Origin of the sequence: Campylobacter coli LMG 9860 (assembly GCF_000254135.1) — a bacterium.
Classification (GTDB): domain Bacteria; phylum Campylobacterota; class Campylobacteria; order Campylobacterales; family Campylobacteraceae; genus Campylobacter_D; species Campylobacter_D coli.
Map to the genome: position 1 here is coordinate 62906 of NZ_AINS01000001.1, position 16371 is coordinate 79276.

The window sequence follows — 16371 nt, forward strand, 5'->3', positions numbered from 1 at the left end:
TGAATGAAAAAAAATTTTTTACGCTTAGCTATCGTTGTTTTAGTTTTGCTTATAGTGGGAGTTTTATGGCTCAATAATGATATAAATCAAAAAAAAGAAGACGAGGCAAACAAAAATGCCATTGCTGCAAATGCGGATTTTTCTTTACTTAGCGATGATAATCCAAATTTTGAAAGATGGGGAAAGGTTTTTCCAGAGCAACTTAAAATGTATTTAACAGTTGAAGAAGAAGAGCCTAAGGCTACAGAATTTGGCGGTAACTTATCTTATTCAAAACTTATTCGTTTTCCTCAACTAACAATACTTTGGGCTGGATATCCTTTTAGTCTTGATTTTAATGAAGAAAGAGGACATTTTTGGGTTCAAGTAGATCAAATGAAAACCGCAAGAAATAATAAAGATTTTCTTAATGCTCACGGACTTAAAGCATTTAAGGGTCAGCCAGCAGCGTGTATGAACTGCCATAGTGGATGGACTCCATGGCTTATCAATAATATTGCAAAGGGAGATTTTGTCGCATTTAACTCTACAAATTATTGGACTATGATTAAAAATGTTCCCGCTGTTGATGGTATAGTAGAAAATTCTCCAGAGCATGCAGGACCGCATGGTGGTAAGAGAATGGGTGTGACTTGTGCAGATTGTCATAATCCAAACGATATGAGCTTAAGACTTACTCGTCCTGCTGCAATTAACGCTTTAGTTGCTAGAGGTTATGAAAAAGATCCAGTACAAGGCGTAAAAGCCACAAGAGAAGAGATGAGAACTTTGGTTTGTTCACAATGCCATGTTGAGTATTATTTTAAACCAACAGGAGAAAAAGTAAAAGTAATGGGCGAAACCATTGCTGATGATAGTTCTAAAAAATGGTGGGATGGCACTCAAAAAAATTATGATGAATATGAATTTTGGAGAGATGGCAATCAACCAAAAGAAATCGAAGCTAATGGTATCATGTTAACATTCCCATGGAATGAGTGGAAAAAAGATCAGCCTTTTAGAATCGAAATGTTAGATGATTATTATGATAAAGTTCGCAATGTATTTGGTGCGGATTTCACTCATAAATTAACAGGTGCGCAAATCATTAAAATTCAACACCCTGAAAGTGAGCTTTATAGTGGTGGTGTGCATGCTGCTAATGGAGTAAGTTGTGCGGATTGTCATATGCCTTATGTTAGAGAAGGTGCTAAGAAAATTTCTCAACACAATATCACTTCTCCATTAAGAGATATTAATTCTGCTTGTAAAACTTGCCATAAACAAAGCGAGGATTATTTAAGAGCTCAAGTTCGTGATATACAAAATAGTGTAGCGCATGATCAAAGAACAGCTGAATATGCTATTGTTAGCCTAATCATGGATACTAAAAAATTGCGTGATGAGTTAGGCAATATGGAAAAATTCCAAACTGATGGTAAAGCTGATGCAAGCAAGATTAGTGAAGAACTTAAAGAAGTTTTAGAGCTTCACCGCAAATCTCAAATGAGAGCTGATTTTGTTAATGCTGAAAATTCAACAGGTTTCCACAATCCTCGTGAGGCTTCAAGAATGCTTTTACAAGCTGTAGATATGGCTAAAACAGGACAAATTAAACTTATAGAAATTGCTAATGCTAATGGCATTAATGATTTTAAAACTTCAAATTTAGGTTTTGAAGATATGCAAAAATTTAATCCTGGAGAGCTTTATTATAAAGTAGATGTTAATGGACATAAAGCAGGAGAGCGTTATTATGGTGATGAAATAGAAGTAAATGGTAATCCTCCAAAAGAACTTTTAGAACACGATAAAAACCTTGCTCCGTATAATTATCAAGTAATTGATAAAAAATAATTCTTAAAAGCCCTATATTTTAGGGCTTTTTTTATATCTTTCAAAATAAAATCTTATAATTTTTATCTGTTTAATGTTTTTATATTTTCTATGCTTTTTTAAGCAGTAAATTTTTATAGATAAAAGTCTATGATTAATTTTGAGTTGTTTAGTACACACGATAAGATGGATTTATAAAAAATATAGCACTTGCTTAAGAAAAACGACAAAAATAATTTTTATAGTTTTTTAAAATTAGAATTTAAATCAATGCTTCTTTGCTTTAAATAGATCGTTTTTAAATGAAAAATAACCAATTTTATTATTGGATTATACGAAAAAAGCTCATTTATTTTAGATGGATAAAGTATAGAAATTTTTATTTTTAAAGCTTGCGTTATTTGGTTGAAAAATAAGGATAAAATTGAATTTTATTTTATTGATTAAGAAAAAGCTTTGTAAAGTTTATTTTTGAAATGCAAATAATATATAAAAGGTAATTAAAATGATAGTTGATAGTTTTTTTTGAAAGTCAGTGGCGGACAGAGAGGGATTTGAACCCTCGAGACCCGATTAAGATCTGCACCCTTAGCAGGGGTGTGGTTTCAGCCGCTCACCCATCTGTCCAATAAATTAAAGTGTGATTATATAAAAAATTAGATAATACCTAGCTTAAAAAAGCTAGATAAAAAAATTAAAGACTAAGATAAGCTAAAAGTATAGTGATAACAACCCCAGCTCCAAGTGTTGCAAGCTGTTTTTGTCTATCTTTTTTACTAGCAAATAAAGTAATGATAAGTCCTGAGATATAGAGTAAAAATAAAGCAATACCAAAGCCTATGCTAAGCACAGAAAAATACCACGCCCCTTTATCTTTATGAAGCATGATCATATCGCCTAACAAAGATCTAGTTTTAAGAGTTATTACATACTCATTTTGAGCAACAGGAGTTATATTGGCGCTATAATGTGCTCCACCTATAGTTATTTCATTGTTTTTACCTTTGCCAGCTTTGACATTAGCAGGAGCTGCATTGGCATTATGGTGTATTCCGCCCATATTCGCCCCCTTGCCTTTGCCTTGAGTAGCTTCAGTGTCAGATGGAACTTTTAAATTGTTTTCTTGTAAGTATTGGATGAGTGCATCTTTTTCTTTACCAGGTTCTATATTTTTTACAAGTTTATAAGTTTCTACCTTTAAACCCGTATCTTGATCGGCTCCAAGGATATAAGCAATCCCTGTAAGTGCAAAAAGTACAGCACAGGGTAAGAAAAATAAACTCACATAAATGTGAATTTGTCTAAATAATTTGTTTTTGTTAATCATTTTCTCTCCTTTTTGATTATCAATTTGTATGGTATTTTGACAAAAGAATGTGAAGCGAAAGTGAATTTTTTATAGTGGATATAAACTTAAATTTGTTTAAGATTTGTACTTGATAGTTGGATTTGGATAAGAGAATGTAAGAGAACAACTTCTCTTACATAGGGTTTATTTAATAGCGTTTGTTACTTCTAAAATCATGGTTTTTAATGATTCTAAGCCATTGCCACTTGCTAGATACCAGTATTCAGGATCAAGATAAATGATTTTATTATTTGTAGCAGCGTTGGTTTTAGTTACAAGTGCATTATCAAGTATGCCTTGTGCGCGTTCTTTATTACCCACAATGATATTTCTATCAACTACAAATAGATAATCAGGATTTTTTTCTAGTATAAATTCAGAATTAATGCTTTTTCCATGTGTGCCTACTTTTACATTTTCATCCACAGCATTGATTCCTAAAACATCATGAATGATTCCAAAGCGAGATTGAGGTCCAAAAGCGGAAATTTTGTTAGAATTGGTTAGAACAATAAGAGCTTTTTTATCTTCATCTACTATGCTTTTTGCTTGTTCTATCTCATTTTTAATATCTGCAATTTTTTCAGAAGCTTCTTTTTCTAAGCCATAAAGTTTTGCAACACTTAAAACATTGTTTTCAAAAGAGCTTAAGAAATTTGCATTATCAAGTCCTACAAACATAGTTGGAGCAATTTCTTTTAATTTTTCATAAAATTTGCTTTGGCGTCCGGAAATGATAATAAGATCAGGTTTTAAAGCATTAATAGCTTCAAAATCAACTTGTTGAACTCCACCTATACTAGGCTTGTCTTTAAATTGCTGTAAGTATTTTGGCAAGTTTTTAGCTGGAACTCCTGCAACTTTATCGTTAAGTCTTAGGGCATGGAAAGTATCTAAAATTCCAAGATCTAAAATCACAACTTTAGAAGGATTTTTTGGAATTTTGTTTTCACCTAGGCTATCTTTTACTAAAAAGCTATCACCCTCATCACTCATACTAATAGGTATAACCTTTACCGTAGTGCTAGTTTTTATTGCAGTACTTGCGTTGTTTTCATTGGATTTAGAATCGCAAGCTGTTAAAATTAGACTTAAAAAGAATGCAAAAAATGCAAAAACTAAAGATTTTTTCATATATTCTCCTTTATTTAGAAATAAATACAAATTTTTTTCCCATCAATCTGACTTACAGGGATATCCATATCATAAATTTGTCTTAAAACATCTTCTTGGATGATTTCATCTTTTAAACCCTGTTTTAAGAGTTTTCCATTTTTTAGGGCTATGATTTCATCAGAATAAATCGAAGCAAAATTGATATCATGAAGTACAACGGCTATGCTTTTATTAAAGTCTTTTACTAAATTTTTCATAAGTTGCATGATTTGTACGCTATGTTTCATATCAAGATTATTAAGAGGTTCATCAAACATGATAAATTCAGTATCTTGAGCGATAATCATTGCTATAAAAGCTCTTTGTTTTTGTCCCCCACTTAAGCTGTCTAAAAATTCATTTCTTAGAGTGTTAAGTCCCATATACTCAAGTGCTTCATCGATTTTCATTTTATCGTTTAAATTAATTCTTCCTTGAGAGTGTGGAAAGCGTCCAAATGCGACCAATTCTTCAACTTTTAATCTTAAATTAATATGATTTTGCTGTTTAAGAATGGAAATTTTTTGCGCAAGATCTTGTTCTTTGTATAGTGTTAAATTCATGCCATCGATATAGATTCGCCCACTATCGGGTTTGATTAAACGACTTGCAAGAGCTAAAAGAGTAGATTTTCCTGCTCCATTTGCCCCTATAATGGAAGTAATTTTTCCTTTATGAAAATCGATACTAAGATCTGAAATGATAGCCTTTTGATCGTAGCATTTGGTGATATTTTGTAATCTTATCATAGTTTATTGCCTTTTAATACAAGATAGATAAAATATATTCCACCTAAAAAATTGATAATAACGCTTATGGTTGTATTGTAATCAAAAATTCTAGAGACAAAAAATACTCCCCCAAGTAAAGCTAAAATGCTAATGAGTATGCAAGCAAGTAGTAAAATGCTATGCTTTGCAGTTTTAAAAAGTTCGTAAGTGATATTTACTACTAAAAGTCCTAGGAAGGTGATAGGACCCACAAGTGCTGTGCTAATAGAAGTTAAAATAGCAATTATTATCATAAGATGTTTTGAAATTTTTTGATAGTTTATCCCTAAATTTATGGATAAATCCTTGCCCAAACTTAAAGGGTCTAAAAATTTCATATAGCGAAAAATCCAAATAAAACTAAGCAAAGTTACGATATAAGCAAGGGCTAAAACATCAAAAGCTACATTATCAAAACTTGCAAACATTCTTCCTTGAATAATCATAAATTCATCAGGATCGATAAGAATTTCAAAAAAAGAGCTTAGTGTGCTAAAAAGTGTTCCAAAAATCAAACCTAAAAGCATGATAAGATAAATACTTTTATCACTGCTAAAAAGAATTTTATAAAGTCCTAAAGAAAATACAACCATACAAGCTAGAGTGATTAAAAAATTAATATCATTTCTATATACACTCAAATTTGCAGAACCTAAAGAAAAGACAAGGGCGCTTTGAAGAAGCATATATAAAGAATCCAAGCCTATGATGGCAGGGGTTAAAATTTTGTTATTGCAAAGAGTTTGAAAAATCACAGTTGATATAGCTATACAAATAGCCACTATAACAATAGCTGCGATTTGCAAAAAGCGATTTTTTAATGCGTATTCATCAAAATCTTTTAAACCTGCAAATACAAAAACAAGTGCCATTATAAGGGTTAAAAAAGCTAAGATTAAGATTTTTTTACGCATAAGTTTTCCTTTTGAGTAAAAGAAAAATAAAAATTAAAGAGCCCAAAACACCTGTGGTTATACTCAAAGGCATTTCAAAAGGAAAAATCACAAGTCTTGAGATAATATCGCAAATAAGTAAAAACAAAGCCCCGCATAATGCTATATAGATAAGATTTTTCTTAAGATTATCCCCGCGATAAATGGCAACAAGATTAGGGATGATAAGACCTAAAAAAGGTATAACTCCAATGCTTACAATCACTACGCTAGTGATAATAGAAACTATTATTAAGCCTAAAAATAAGATTGTATTATAAGAAACTCCAAGATTTAAAGCAAGATCTTCTCCCATACCTGCTATAGTGATTTTATGGGCTAGAAAATAAGCAAGTATAAAAAGCGGTAAAGAAATATAAAGCAATTCATAATTTCCCTGCATAACATTTGCCATACTGCCCTGTAGCCAGCCTTGGATATTTTGTATATAATTTAAAGCATAAGCAAAAAAAGTGGTTATAGCATTTATAATCCCACCAAACATTAATCCTATCAAAGGCACAAAAATCACATCTTTAAGTTTAATTTTTCTTAGAATTTGGATAAATATAAAAGAACCCAAAAGTGCAAATACAGAAGCAATGATAGTTTGAGTAAAAAAAGAAGCTCCTGTAAAAAATATTAAAGAAATCAAAATGCCAAATTTAGCACAATCCATAGTCCCTGCAGTGGTTGGAGAAACAAATTTATTTTGCGTGAGTTGTTGCATGATGAGTCCGCATATACTAAGACTCATACCTGTAAGCAAAATTGCAATAAGCCTTGGAATTCTTGTAAGTAAAATGATTTCGAGCTGGGTAGTGCTGAGTGAAAAAATATCGTCTAAATTGATACGAATAACCCCTATAAATAAGCTTATTATTCCAAAAACAACAAGTAAAATTAAAAGAATATTTAAACTAAACAAGTGTTTAAAAAGCAATTTTTTCCTTATAGTAATAATAATTATCAAAAATAAAATCGTATTTTAAAATAAAATAATTTAAAAAACTATAAAAATTTATAAAATCTCAATTGATTGTTTTAATTTAATCTACAAAAAAGAAAATTAAATTTAATATGAAATCAAAAATCCCGTAGAAAGTCTTTGTAAGCGTTTGTTGTAATCTATAAGGCTTTCTCCATAGCCATTGAAGTATTGTAAATACCAATAAATTCCATTATCAAAAATATCATATCCTATATCCACTTGCACAGCACCTTTATTGTCATGAAAATCAAGATTATTTCTTAGCATGAGATTTATAAAATAATCATTTCCTAAATACCCCATATTGATATCAAAATTTCCCATATAATGTGTGATTTCAGGATTATCATCATCTTCGCTGTTTTCAGGAATTCTATACCAAATTCTAGGAACAAATAAAAAACGCTGATATAAAAACACGCTTGAAGCATAAACTCTATTCCAAGAGCGTGATTCTAAATTCTCATCTCCTTTGCCATTGCTTTCATGCAAAATTCCTACTCTTAGATTATTAAGAAATTTATAATCTTCAAAATGCAAAGGAATATCTACAAAAAATTCAGGTTGATAATTTGTTTCTCTAAAGGGTGAGGAATGTTTATAGTTTTGCCACCAAGATGTTTGAGTGTAGCCTACATAATATTTTTCACCTAATCCTAACAAATCTTCAAATAATCTTTTTTTAATACTGAGTTGAAATTTCATTTCAGTTTTTCTATTTTCCCCGCCTAATGAGCCAAAACTATAAGCAAAAGGTAAGAAATAATTCATCTTATATGAGCTGATTCCAAGGGGATTAAAACTTGAATTTTCTCCTAAATAATTTGCCAAAGCAATGCGCGAAAAATCCTCTTTTGTGCTAGGTGTTTTTTGGGTATTTTGTGTTTCGTGCTTTATGCTTGAAAGTAAAGAAGCATTATTTTCTTTTAAATCTTGTTTAGGAGAATTTTGCAAGGCTAGTTTTTTATAAATTTGCATAGCTTTTTTATATTGTCCTTTTTTCTCAAATTCTAAAGCTTGTTCAAAATCATCGCAAAATACCAAACTATAAAAAAATATCAAAAAAAGAATTTTTTTCACTCGTACTCGCTTTTAAATTGCTCATATTCTTGATAAAAATTAAGATTTAAAAAAGGACTTTCATCCTCAAAATCTACAAAGTGGGTCTTTGCTTTAGAAAATAATAAAGCGATTTTTTGTTCATTTTTTTCTAGCAATTCTTTACAAAAGTGAGCTACAGAGCTGTGATAAAATCCGCATAAAGGATGTTTATGTGAAGGAGTTTTGGCAATGATGATTTGATAGTCTTGCTTTAAAGAAGGCAAGAACTTTAAAAGTTCTTTATCACTTAGATTAGGACTATCCACGCTTAAAATAAAAACAAATTCATCTTTAAAATTTGAAAGTATAGAATAAAGTGCAAGCATGGGGGAATAAATCTCAAATTCAGGGCAATCTTTTATGAGTTTAAATTTTGCTCCAAATTTGTCCTCTTTAGCACTCACATAAACATTTTTAAATATTTTTGAAAATTTTTCTACTTGAAATTGGGTTAAGGTTTGATTTTTAAAAATCAATTTGCTTTTATCCTCTCCCATACGACTTGATTTACCACCGCATAAAATCACGCAATTTAAATTTTCAAGTTTCAAAAATTTCCTTTTTTATTTCAATTCTATCATAAATTCATCAAAAATATCTTATAATCTCTTTTATGAAATACACAGAACTTATGCAATTACAAAATTTTTTTTCCCAATTTAAAAAAATCGATTTTATCAAGCGTGTTAATGATAATATTTTAGAGCTAAGCTTTAATAGAGAAAGATTTATTTTTGATTTAACTCGTGGAATGAGTGCTATTTATACTGCAAAATTAATGAGTAAAAACTATAACGCTCCTTTTGATTTTATGCTAAAAAAATACTTTAATAATGCTTTTATCAAAGAGGTGAAATTGCTTCAAGATAATCGCATTTTGTGTTTTAGTGTTAAGGTAGATAAAGCTTATAAGAGCTATGAAAGCAAGATTTATTTTGAATTTACGGGTAAAAATACCAATGTTATTCTTACAGATGAAAAAGATTTGATCATAGAGGCTTTAAGGCATATTGATAAAAGTTATCGTGTTGTAAAACCTAATGTGATTTTAGAGTCTTTAAAGCCTTATAAAATGGATGAAAAATTTGAAGAAATAAAAAATTTTAAAGATTATTTTACTCAAAAATTTGAAATTTTACATGCAAATAAAATCAAGCAAATTCAAACACTCAAACTCGCTCAAATCGATAAAAAAATAGAAAATTTAAAAGAGCTTTATCTTGCTTTAGACAAAGAAGAAGTTTTATTAGATCAAGCTTTAAATTTAAGAAAGCAAGCGGATATTTTATTTGCTAATTTAAGCATTTTAAAAGAATACGAAAGAGAATTTGAACTTGATGATTTTGAAGGAAAAAAAGTAAAATTTAAACTCGATTTAAGTCCAAAAGAAAGCGCTAATTTATTGTATAAAAATGCTAAAAAATTAGAACAAAAAGCTAGAAATTTAAATTTACAAAGAGAAAATTTAAAAGAAAAATTAGAGTTTGCTTATGGCTTAAAAGAAATGTTAAGCAAGGCTAAAAATGAATTTGAGCTTGAAATTTTATTGCCTAAAAAAAGCACCAAGAAAAATCAAGAAAACAAGCAAGATAATGGCATAGCTAATTTTTATTTTAATGAGTTTAAAATTTGCGTGGGTAAAAATGAAAAAGGCAATGAAAATTTGCTAAAGAGCGCAAAAAAAGATGATTTGTGGCTGCATGTAAGAGATATTCCAAGTTCTCATGTTTTAATTATTTCAAACAAGCAAAAAATCAGCCTTGATGTGATAGAATTTAGCGCAAGGCTTTGCGTGAATTTTTCAGGATTAAAGAAAGGTTCATATTGGGTCGATTATACTTTAAAGAATTTTGTTAAGGTTCAGCAAAAGGCGTTTGTAAAATATACAAATTTTAAAAGTATTAATATCACAAAGGATTAAAAATGCCAGTTAGCCCAATAGGAAATGTCAATTATATAAATCAAAATATGGCTTATCCTGCCACTCAAGCGAGTAATGAGCTTGCAAAAGAAGGTTTTGCAGCTACGCTAAATATGGCTGAATTTAATGAAAAAGAAAAAACTTTAAACAAGCTTGAGAAAGTCAATGAGACTCATGAAATCAAAGAAGAGATCAAAGAAAAAGCCGAACAAGAAGAAAAAAAGAAAAAACACAATCAAGAAGCTAAAACCAGCGATGATGAGAAAAATGAAGAAGATGAGTCTAAAGATCCAAATTTTAAAGACGCACAAAGCATTCATCGCTTAGATATTAGTATATAAGGAAAAATATGTTTAATACAACTAGAATTATTTCAGCTCTTGTGATGATAGGGGCTATTATTATTATCGCGTTGATTGATCAATTTTTTATCAATTTTATCGTTTTTGCGGTTTTATTGTATCTATCTTTTAGTGAAGCAAAAAAACTTTTTGCTTTAGAAAATATCTCTATTATCCCTTTGGCTATAGCTTTTATTTTGGGAAGTTTATCGCATAAAGCTTTGCTTTTTGGGATTTTAGCTTTGTTATTAGTCGTTGGATATTTGGTTTATAAAAAGGCTTCCTTAAAACCAGCTCTTATTTATATTTATCCTAGTTTGCCTGTATTAGCGCTTTGGCAGGTGTATTTAGATCAGGGTATGTTTGCACTTTTTTGGCTTATCATTATCGTTGCAGCTTGTGATAGTGGGGCGTATTTTATCGGAAAACTTATGGGTAAAACTCCTTTTTCTCCAACAAGTCCTAACAAAACCCTAGAAGGTGTGATAGGTGGTCTTGTTTGTGCGAGTATTTTGGGCACTTTGATAGGAATTTTTGTTTATAGTTTTTGGCTTTCTTTGCTTTGCTCATTTTTTGTAGCATTTTTTGCAGTCATTGGTGATTTGCTTGAGAGTTATTTTAAAAGAGAAGCGGGTGTAAAGGATAGTGGAGATCTTATACCAGGGCATGGTGGAATTTTAGATAGAATTGATGCGGTGATTATCGCTACTTTTGTGATGGTTACTCTTTTATGATAGTTTTTGGAAGTACAGGAAGTATAGGGCTTAATGCCCTAAAACTTGCCACTTTAAAAAATATCAAGATTTCTGCTCTTGCTTGCGGGGAAAATATAAGTCTTTTAAATGAGCAAATAGAACAATTTAAACCCCAATTTGTAGCGATTAAAAACTCTAAAGATAAGCATTTAGTAAAACACGATAAAGTTTTTGTAGGACAAGAGGGTTTAGAAGAAATTTTAAGCTTGTGTGAAGATGATTTGTTACTCAATGCCATTGTGGGTTTTGCAGGATTAAAAAGCACTTTAAAAGCAAAGGAACTTGGCAAAAAAATCGCCTTGGCAAACAAAGAAAGCTTGGTCATTGCTGGAAAATTTCTAAAAGGTGCGAAATTTTTACCCGTAGATAGCGAGCATTCGGCTTTGAAATTTTTACTTGAGGGCAAAAAAGACATAGCAAAGCTTTATGTTACCGCAAGTGGCGGAGCTTTTTATAAACATAAAATTAAAGATTTAAGTCATGTGAGTGTCAAAGATGCTCTAAAGCATCCAAATTGGAATATGGGTTCAAAGATCACGATAGATAGTGCAACAATGGCAAATAAACTTTTTGAAATCATCGAAGCTTATCATTTGTATAATTTTAAAAATATCGATGCTCTCATCGAACCAAAATCTTTAGTCCATGCCATGTGTGAGTTTAAAAATGGTGCAAGTACGGCGTATTTTTCAAGGGCTGATATGAAACTATCTATATCAGAGGCTATTTTTTCTAAGCATGATAGTAAAATTTTAGAGCCGGTTGATTTTGTTAAACTTTCTGGTTTAAAATTTTATAAAATCAGCACGAAAAAATATCCTATTTTTAAACTCAAAGACGAGCTTTTAAACAATCCTGATTTAGGCGTGATTATCAATGCTGCTAACGAAATTGGAGTGCAAAATTTTTTAGATCATAAAATACAATTTTTAGATATCGCTCATATTGTTTTTAAAGCATTGGATCATTTTGGTGTGCCTAAAATTTCAAGTATTGATGAGGTTTTTGAGTATGATTATAAAACAAGAGAGTATTTAAGGAGTTAAAATGAAAATTTTTTTAACAATTTTATTTTTTATAACAAGCATTTTTGCTTTAGAGCTAGACTTTAGCGTAGGAGAAAATGGAAAAAGTCTAGATGATAATAATACAGTTTTAATTTTTGGTGGAATTCAAGGTGATGAGCCTGGTGGATTTCATGCGGCAAGTTTGCTTTTGAGTGATTATAATATCACCAAGGGTAAGATTATAGTGGCTCCAAATTTAGCTTTTGATAGCATTATCAAGCGTTCGCGTGGGAATAATGGGGATTTAAACCGTAAATTTGCAAGCATTAGCCCAAAGGATCCTGATTATAAAACCGTGCAACGCATTAAAGAGCTTATTTTACTTCCTGAAGTTAGTATGGTGATCAATCTTCACGATGGTTGGGGTTTTTATAAACCTACTTATATCGATGCGATGCAAAATCCTAAGCGTTGGGGAAATTCAAGCGTGATTGACACAAGTGAAATCAATGCAAGCAAATACCCTGATCTTGAAAATATCGCCACTCAAACCGTAAATAGTGTCAATTCTTCACTTGCTGATCCAAAGCATGCTTATCATCTTAAAAACACCAAAACCCAAGAGCTTGGCGATACGGAAATGCTTAAAGCTTTAACTTATTTTGTGATTTCAAATCACAAAGCCGCTTTTGCAAATGAAGCAAGTAAAAATTTGCCTGTAAATCTAAGAGCTTATTATCATCTTTTGGCCATCGAAAACTATCTAAAAACAGCAGGAATTGAATTTACTAGAACCTTTGAGCTTACCCCGCAAGGTGTTGATAAGGCGATTAATCAAGAGCTTGAAGTCAAGCTTTTTGATGATAAAATTTTACTTTCTTTAAAAAATCCAAGACAAGTTATCAATTATGTGCCTTTTCCTGTTAATAAGGAGTTAAATTATAATACCAGCAATGAACTTACCGCGGTCATAGCTGAAAATAATTCTTTTTATATCCAATACGGCAACCGATTTCAAACAAGGCTCTATCCTGAATATCTTGAATTTAGCAACCCTTTTAATGAAGTAACTTTTCAAGTTGATGGCAATGAAACCACAGTTCCTTTTGGAACCAAGGTAAAAGTAAAAGAGAATTTTCTTATTCCAAAGATAGCTAATGTGCGCGTAAATATCATAGGTTTTGATCATAGCAAGGATGAAAGCAATATTTTAGTTTCTAAAAAAAATATGCAAAAGCCTTATTCTTTAGATATGGCAGGAAAAATTTATCGCGTAGAATTTTATGAGTTAAGAGGGGCTAATTTGCAGCAATTCTTAGAAAATAGTGTCGAAAGCAAGCTTATCAAAAATGCTAAAATACTTGATCTTGCTACGCTAAGAACTGCAAGAGCTAAAGATAAATTTATCGGTTCTATTTTAGTGGAATTTGAATGAAAAATCTTATCCTAGCTATAGAAAGTTCTTGTGATGATAGTTCTATAGCTATCATTGATAAAAATACCTTAGAATGTAAATTTCATAAAAAAATTTCCCAAGAATTAGATCATAGTATCTATGGGGGAGTGGTACCTGAACTTGCTGCAAGACTTCATAGCGAGGCTTTGCCAAAGATACTTGAGCAATGCAAGGGGTATTTTGATAAGTTATGTGCCATAGCTGTGACAAATGAACCTGGACTTAGTGTTTCTTTGCTTAGTGGCATAAGCATGGCAAAGACTTTAGCACTTAGCCTAAATTTGCCCTTAATGGCTATCAATCATCTTAAAGGTCATATTTATAGTCTTTTTTTAGAGGAGCCTATTTGCCTTGATATGGGAATTTTGCTCGTAAGTGGTGGGCATACTAAGGTTCTTTATCTTAAGGAAGATGGAAAAATAGAAATTTTAGCAAGGACCAATGATGATAGCTTTGGCGAAAGCTTTGATAAGGTAGCTAAGATGATGAATTTGGGCTATCCTGGTGGAGTGCTTATAGAAAATTTAGCCCAAAAAGCTAAATCAAAAAATATCCATTTTAACATCCCTTTAAAACACTCTAAAGAGCTTGCTTATAGTTTTTCAGGGCTTAAAAATGCGGTGCGTTTAGAAATTTTAAAGCATGAAAATTTAGATGAAGATATAAAAGCAGAAATTGCTTATGGATTTGAAAATGCAGCATGTGAGCATATCATGGATAAATTAGAAAAGATTTTTAATCTTTATAAATTTAAAACCTTTGGTGTTGTGGGAGGAGCAAGTGCGAATTTAAATTTGCGTTCTCGTTTGCAAAATTTATGTGAAAAATATCAAAGTAAATTAAAACTAGCCCCTTTAAAATACTGCTCTGATAATGCTTTGATGATAGCAAGAGCTGGGGTTGATACTTATAAAAGAAAAGAATTTGTGGAGCTTGAAGAGGAGATCTTAAGCCCAAAAAATAAAAATTTTTTAAGGATGTAAAAAGTGAAAAGAGCTTTTACTATATTAGAACTTGTTTTTGTGATCGTTATTTTGGGAATTTTAGCCGCTATTGCTTTGCCAAAAATGAGTTCAAGTAAGGATGAAGCTGAAGTTAGCAAGTCTTTAAACAACCTTAAAACTTTAATCAATGATATAAGCATTTATACTTTAAAAAATGATCATTTAAGCTCTATAAAAACGATGAGTAATGTAAGTGGGGTTGAAAATGTCGATCTTGGCAATTTCAATGGCACAAAAGAAGTAAATTTTCGCGTAGGCGATGATAAAGAATGCTTAAAACTTGTTTTTATAGATAGAGCGGATTTTATACTCATGGGAATTTCAAGTAATGAAGCAAGCAAAAATGCTATCATCAACGCAGCCAATCAAAGCCATGAAGATTTAGAAAATATAGACTTTACAAGCTCTTCTAGCAATAAAGCTTGTGTGATTTTAAGTAAGAATGAAAATTTTAAAAACCTAGCGAGTAAAACTTATCTTTTAATAGGGGGAATGTAATGATAGTGAGTAAAACTTATGAGATTGACTCTTGTGATGATGTAGAACTTGATATAAAAAGAGAATCAAAGCTTGAATTTAAGCTTTGGTATGATGATGAAAAAACACCTGAAGCCTTGGTGTTTGTGGTGCAAGGTATGGGCGATGATATATCATCGATCCAATATGTTGGTGATTATATGGTAAGGCAATTTAATACTGCTGTAGTTGGAGTAAATTATCATTGTATTGGTAATCGTCCTCAAACTGGATCAACTTTTTATTTAGATGATATAGACAAGCTTATTTTAAAAGTAAGTTGTGAAGCTGCGGATATCAAGCTTCCTTATGATGTTGATAAAATTCAAGACTATAAACAAATGAGTGAGATTTTTCATTTTGTAAATAATCAAATAATTGAAGGCAAGCAAAAAGGTAATTTTACACCAAATTATTTTTTAAATTTACATGTGAGTTTACAACCTGCAAAAAACGAATATCAAAATTTTGGGATTATGCAAGCTCAAGATCTTTTAAATGTCACACTTTACCTTAAAAAACATGCTCCTTTTGATACTATGGGGGGGGTATACCAGTTATTATGATAGGTAGTTCTCACGGGGGATATTTAGCACATTTGGCGGCTAAGATTGCACCTTGGTTAGTAGATGGAGTGTTGGATAATTCTGCATACGCTAAGTTTTTATGGAAAGTTGTAGGCTTTGGAAAGGAAATAGATTTTATGCAGTATAGTGAATTTTCTACTTTTGATTTTTTTCATCATATTAAAACACATTGTTCGACAAAAACTTTTTGGACAAGTAATTCTTCATCGCCTTGTTTTTTTTCTCCCGCAAGAAGAAAAATTCGAAATCTTTTAGAGGAAGATCATCTTTTAGAACAATCAAAATATTTAAAAACTTGCTTTATAAGTTATCATTCGTTATATGATGAGTATGTTTCTTTAAAAGAAAAAACTATGCTTTATGAAGAGCTTGAGAAACTTGGCTTTGATGCAACTTTGTGTTCTATTACTAAAGAATCTCAAGTTGATGGAAAATTTATTAAAAACTTAAATCATGGCATGGGAATTCCAGTAAAACTTTTGATTAAAAAAGAACTTCCTTTAATGTTAGAAAAAATAAAACAAAATCTAAAAAAAGATTATAAAGAAAAATGTATCTCTTATCCTTGTGAGGATTTGTTGTATCAATTTAGCGAAAAAGATGACAAAATATTGTTAAAGATAGATAAAATTTAAGGAAAACTTTCATGACCATACTAGAAAAAAACATACA

15 protein-coding genes, 1 tRNA gene and 1 pseudogene are annotated in these 16371 nt (G+C 30.8%); 9 read left to right on the plus strand and 8 right to left on the minus strand.

From position 1 onward, the window contains the following. Positions 1–3 precede the first annotated feature (3 nt). Entirely contained in the window at positions 4–1836 is a 1833-nt protein-coding gene (locus CCO88_RS00300; RefSeq protein WP_002777780.1) for an ammonia-forming cytochrome c nitrite reductase subunit c552, read from the plus strand. Between the two features lie 515 nt (positions 1837–2351). Here the strand turns inward: CCO88_RS00300 and CCO88_RS00305 are convergent. The 8 genes from CCO88_RS00305 to CCO88_RS00340 all read right to left on the minus strand — a co-directional run bounded on the left by CCO88_RS00305 (position 2352) and on the right by CCO88_RS00340 (position 8663). After that, positions 2352–2442: transfer RNA gene (locus tag CCO88_RS00305), tRNA-Ser, on the minus strand. A 67-nt stretch (positions 2443–2509) separates the two neighbouring features. Beyond that, on the minus strand, positions 2510–3142 hold the full coding sequence (locus CCO88_RS00310) for a membrane protein (RefSeq protein ID WP_002838982.1): 633 nt from the start codon (positions 3140–3142) through the stop codon (positions 2510–2512). Positions 3143–3307: 165 nt separating this feature from the next. Beyond that, positions 3308–4297 carry an enterochelin ABC transporter substrate-binding protein CeuE gene (ceuE, locus tag CCO88_RS00315; protein WP_002777774.1) on the minus strand — a complete coding sequence of 330 codons (990 nt, stop codon included), beginning with the start codon at positions 4295–4297 and terminating at the stop codon, positions 3308–3310. 14 nt (positions 4298–4311) lie between these two features. Next, the gene (gene ceuD, locus CCO88_RS00320) at positions 4312–5067 is read right to left on the minus strand and encodes an enterochelin ABC transporter ATP-binding protein CeuD (RefSeq protein ID WP_002785724.1); all 756 of its coding nucleotides are present in this window, start codon (positions 5065–5067) and stop codon (positions 4312–4314) included. Beyond that, positions 5064–6002 carry an enterochelin ABC transporter permease CeuC gene (gene ceuC / locus CCO88_RS00325; RefSeq protein WP_002777770.1) on the minus strand — a complete coding sequence of 313 codons (939 nt, stop codon included), beginning with the start codon at positions 6000–6002 and terminating at the stop codon, positions 5064–5066. The genes ceuD and ceuC overlap by 4 nt, the downstream gene beginning before the upstream one ends. After that, positions 5995–6963, minus strand: coding sequence for an enterochelin ABC transporter permease CeuB (ceuB, locus tag CCO88_RS00330; RefSeq protein ID WP_002799191.1), 969 nt, complete (start codon positions 6961–6963; stop codon positions 5995–5997). Before ceuB ends, ceuC begins: the two co-directional genes overlap by 8 nt. A gap of 132 nt (positions 6964–7095) precedes the next feature. Then, the gene (locus CCO88_RS00335) at positions 7096–7989 is read right to left on the minus strand and encodes a phospholipase A (RefSeq protein ID WP_234888770.1); all 894 of its coding nucleotides are present in this window, start codon (positions 7987–7989) and stop codon (positions 7096–7098) included. A 98-nt stretch (positions 7990–8087) separates the two neighbouring features. Continuing rightward, positions 8088–8663: a molybdenum cofactor guanylyltransferase gene (locus tag CCO88_RS00340; RefSeq protein ID WP_002780540.1), complete on the minus strand. Its 576-nt coding sequence runs from the start codon at positions 8661–8663 to the stop codon at positions 8088–8090. 62 nt (positions 8664–8725) lie between these two features. On the opposite strand from CCO88_RS00340, the gene CCO88_RS00345 reads away from it, so the two are divergent. From CCO88_RS00345 to CCO88_RS10295, 8 genes and pseudogenes are all read left to right on the plus strand, one after another. Next, the gene (locus tag CCO88_RS00345) at positions 8726–10033 is read left to right on the plus strand and encodes an NFACT family protein (RefSeq protein WP_002838985.1); all 1308 of its coding nucleotides are present in this window, start codon (positions 8726–8728) and stop codon (positions 10031–10033) included. A 2-nt stretch (positions 10034–10035) separates the two neighbouring features. Further along, on the plus strand, positions 10036–10374 hold the full coding sequence (locus CCO88_RS00350) for a hypothetical protein (protein ID WP_002838987.1): 339 nt from the start codon (positions 10036–10038) through the stop codon (positions 10372–10374). An 8-nt stretch (positions 10375–10382) separates the two neighbouring features. Beyond that, on the plus strand, positions 10383–11108 hold the full coding sequence (locus CCO88_RS00355) for a phosphatidate cytidylyltransferase (protein ID WP_002838990.1): 726 nt from the start codon (positions 10383–10385) through the stop codon (positions 11106–11108). Beyond that, entirely contained in the window at positions 11105–12175 is a 1071-nt protein-coding gene (gene dxr / locus CCO88_RS00360) for a 1-deoxy-D-xylulose-5-phosphate reductoisomerase (RefSeq protein ID WP_002838992.1), read from the plus strand. Before CCO88_RS00355 ends, dxr begins: the two co-directional genes overlap by 4 nt. A 1-nt stretch (position 12176) precedes the next feature. Continuing rightward, positions 12177–13571 (plus strand): peptidoglycan D,L-carboxypeptidase Pgp1, encoded by a 1395-nt coding sequence (pgp1, locus tag CCO88_RS00365; protein ID WP_002838994.1) that lies wholly within the window; start codon positions 12177–12179, stop codon positions 13569–13571. Then, on the plus strand, positions 13568–14575 hold the full coding sequence (gene tsaD, locus CCO88_RS00370; protein ID WP_002838995.1) for a tRNA (adenosine(37)-N6)-threonylcarbamoyltransferase complex transferase subunit TsaD: 1008 nt from the start codon (positions 13568–13570) through the stop codon (positions 14573–14575). The genes pgp1 and tsaD overlap by 4 nt, the downstream gene beginning before the upstream one ends. Before the next feature lie 3 nt (positions 14576–14578). Continuing rightward, a complete protein-coding gene (locus CCO88_RS00375) occupies positions 14579–15094 on the plus strand; it encodes a type II secretion system protein (RefSeq protein ID WP_002838045.1) in 516 nt (171 codons plus the stop codon). Beyond that, a pseudogene (locus tag CCO88_RS10295) lies at positions 15094–16334 on the plus strand (DUF2920 family protein). Before CCO88_RS00375 ends, CCO88_RS10295 begins: the two are co-directional and overlap by 1 nt. Positions 16335–16371: the final 37 nt, after the last annotated feature.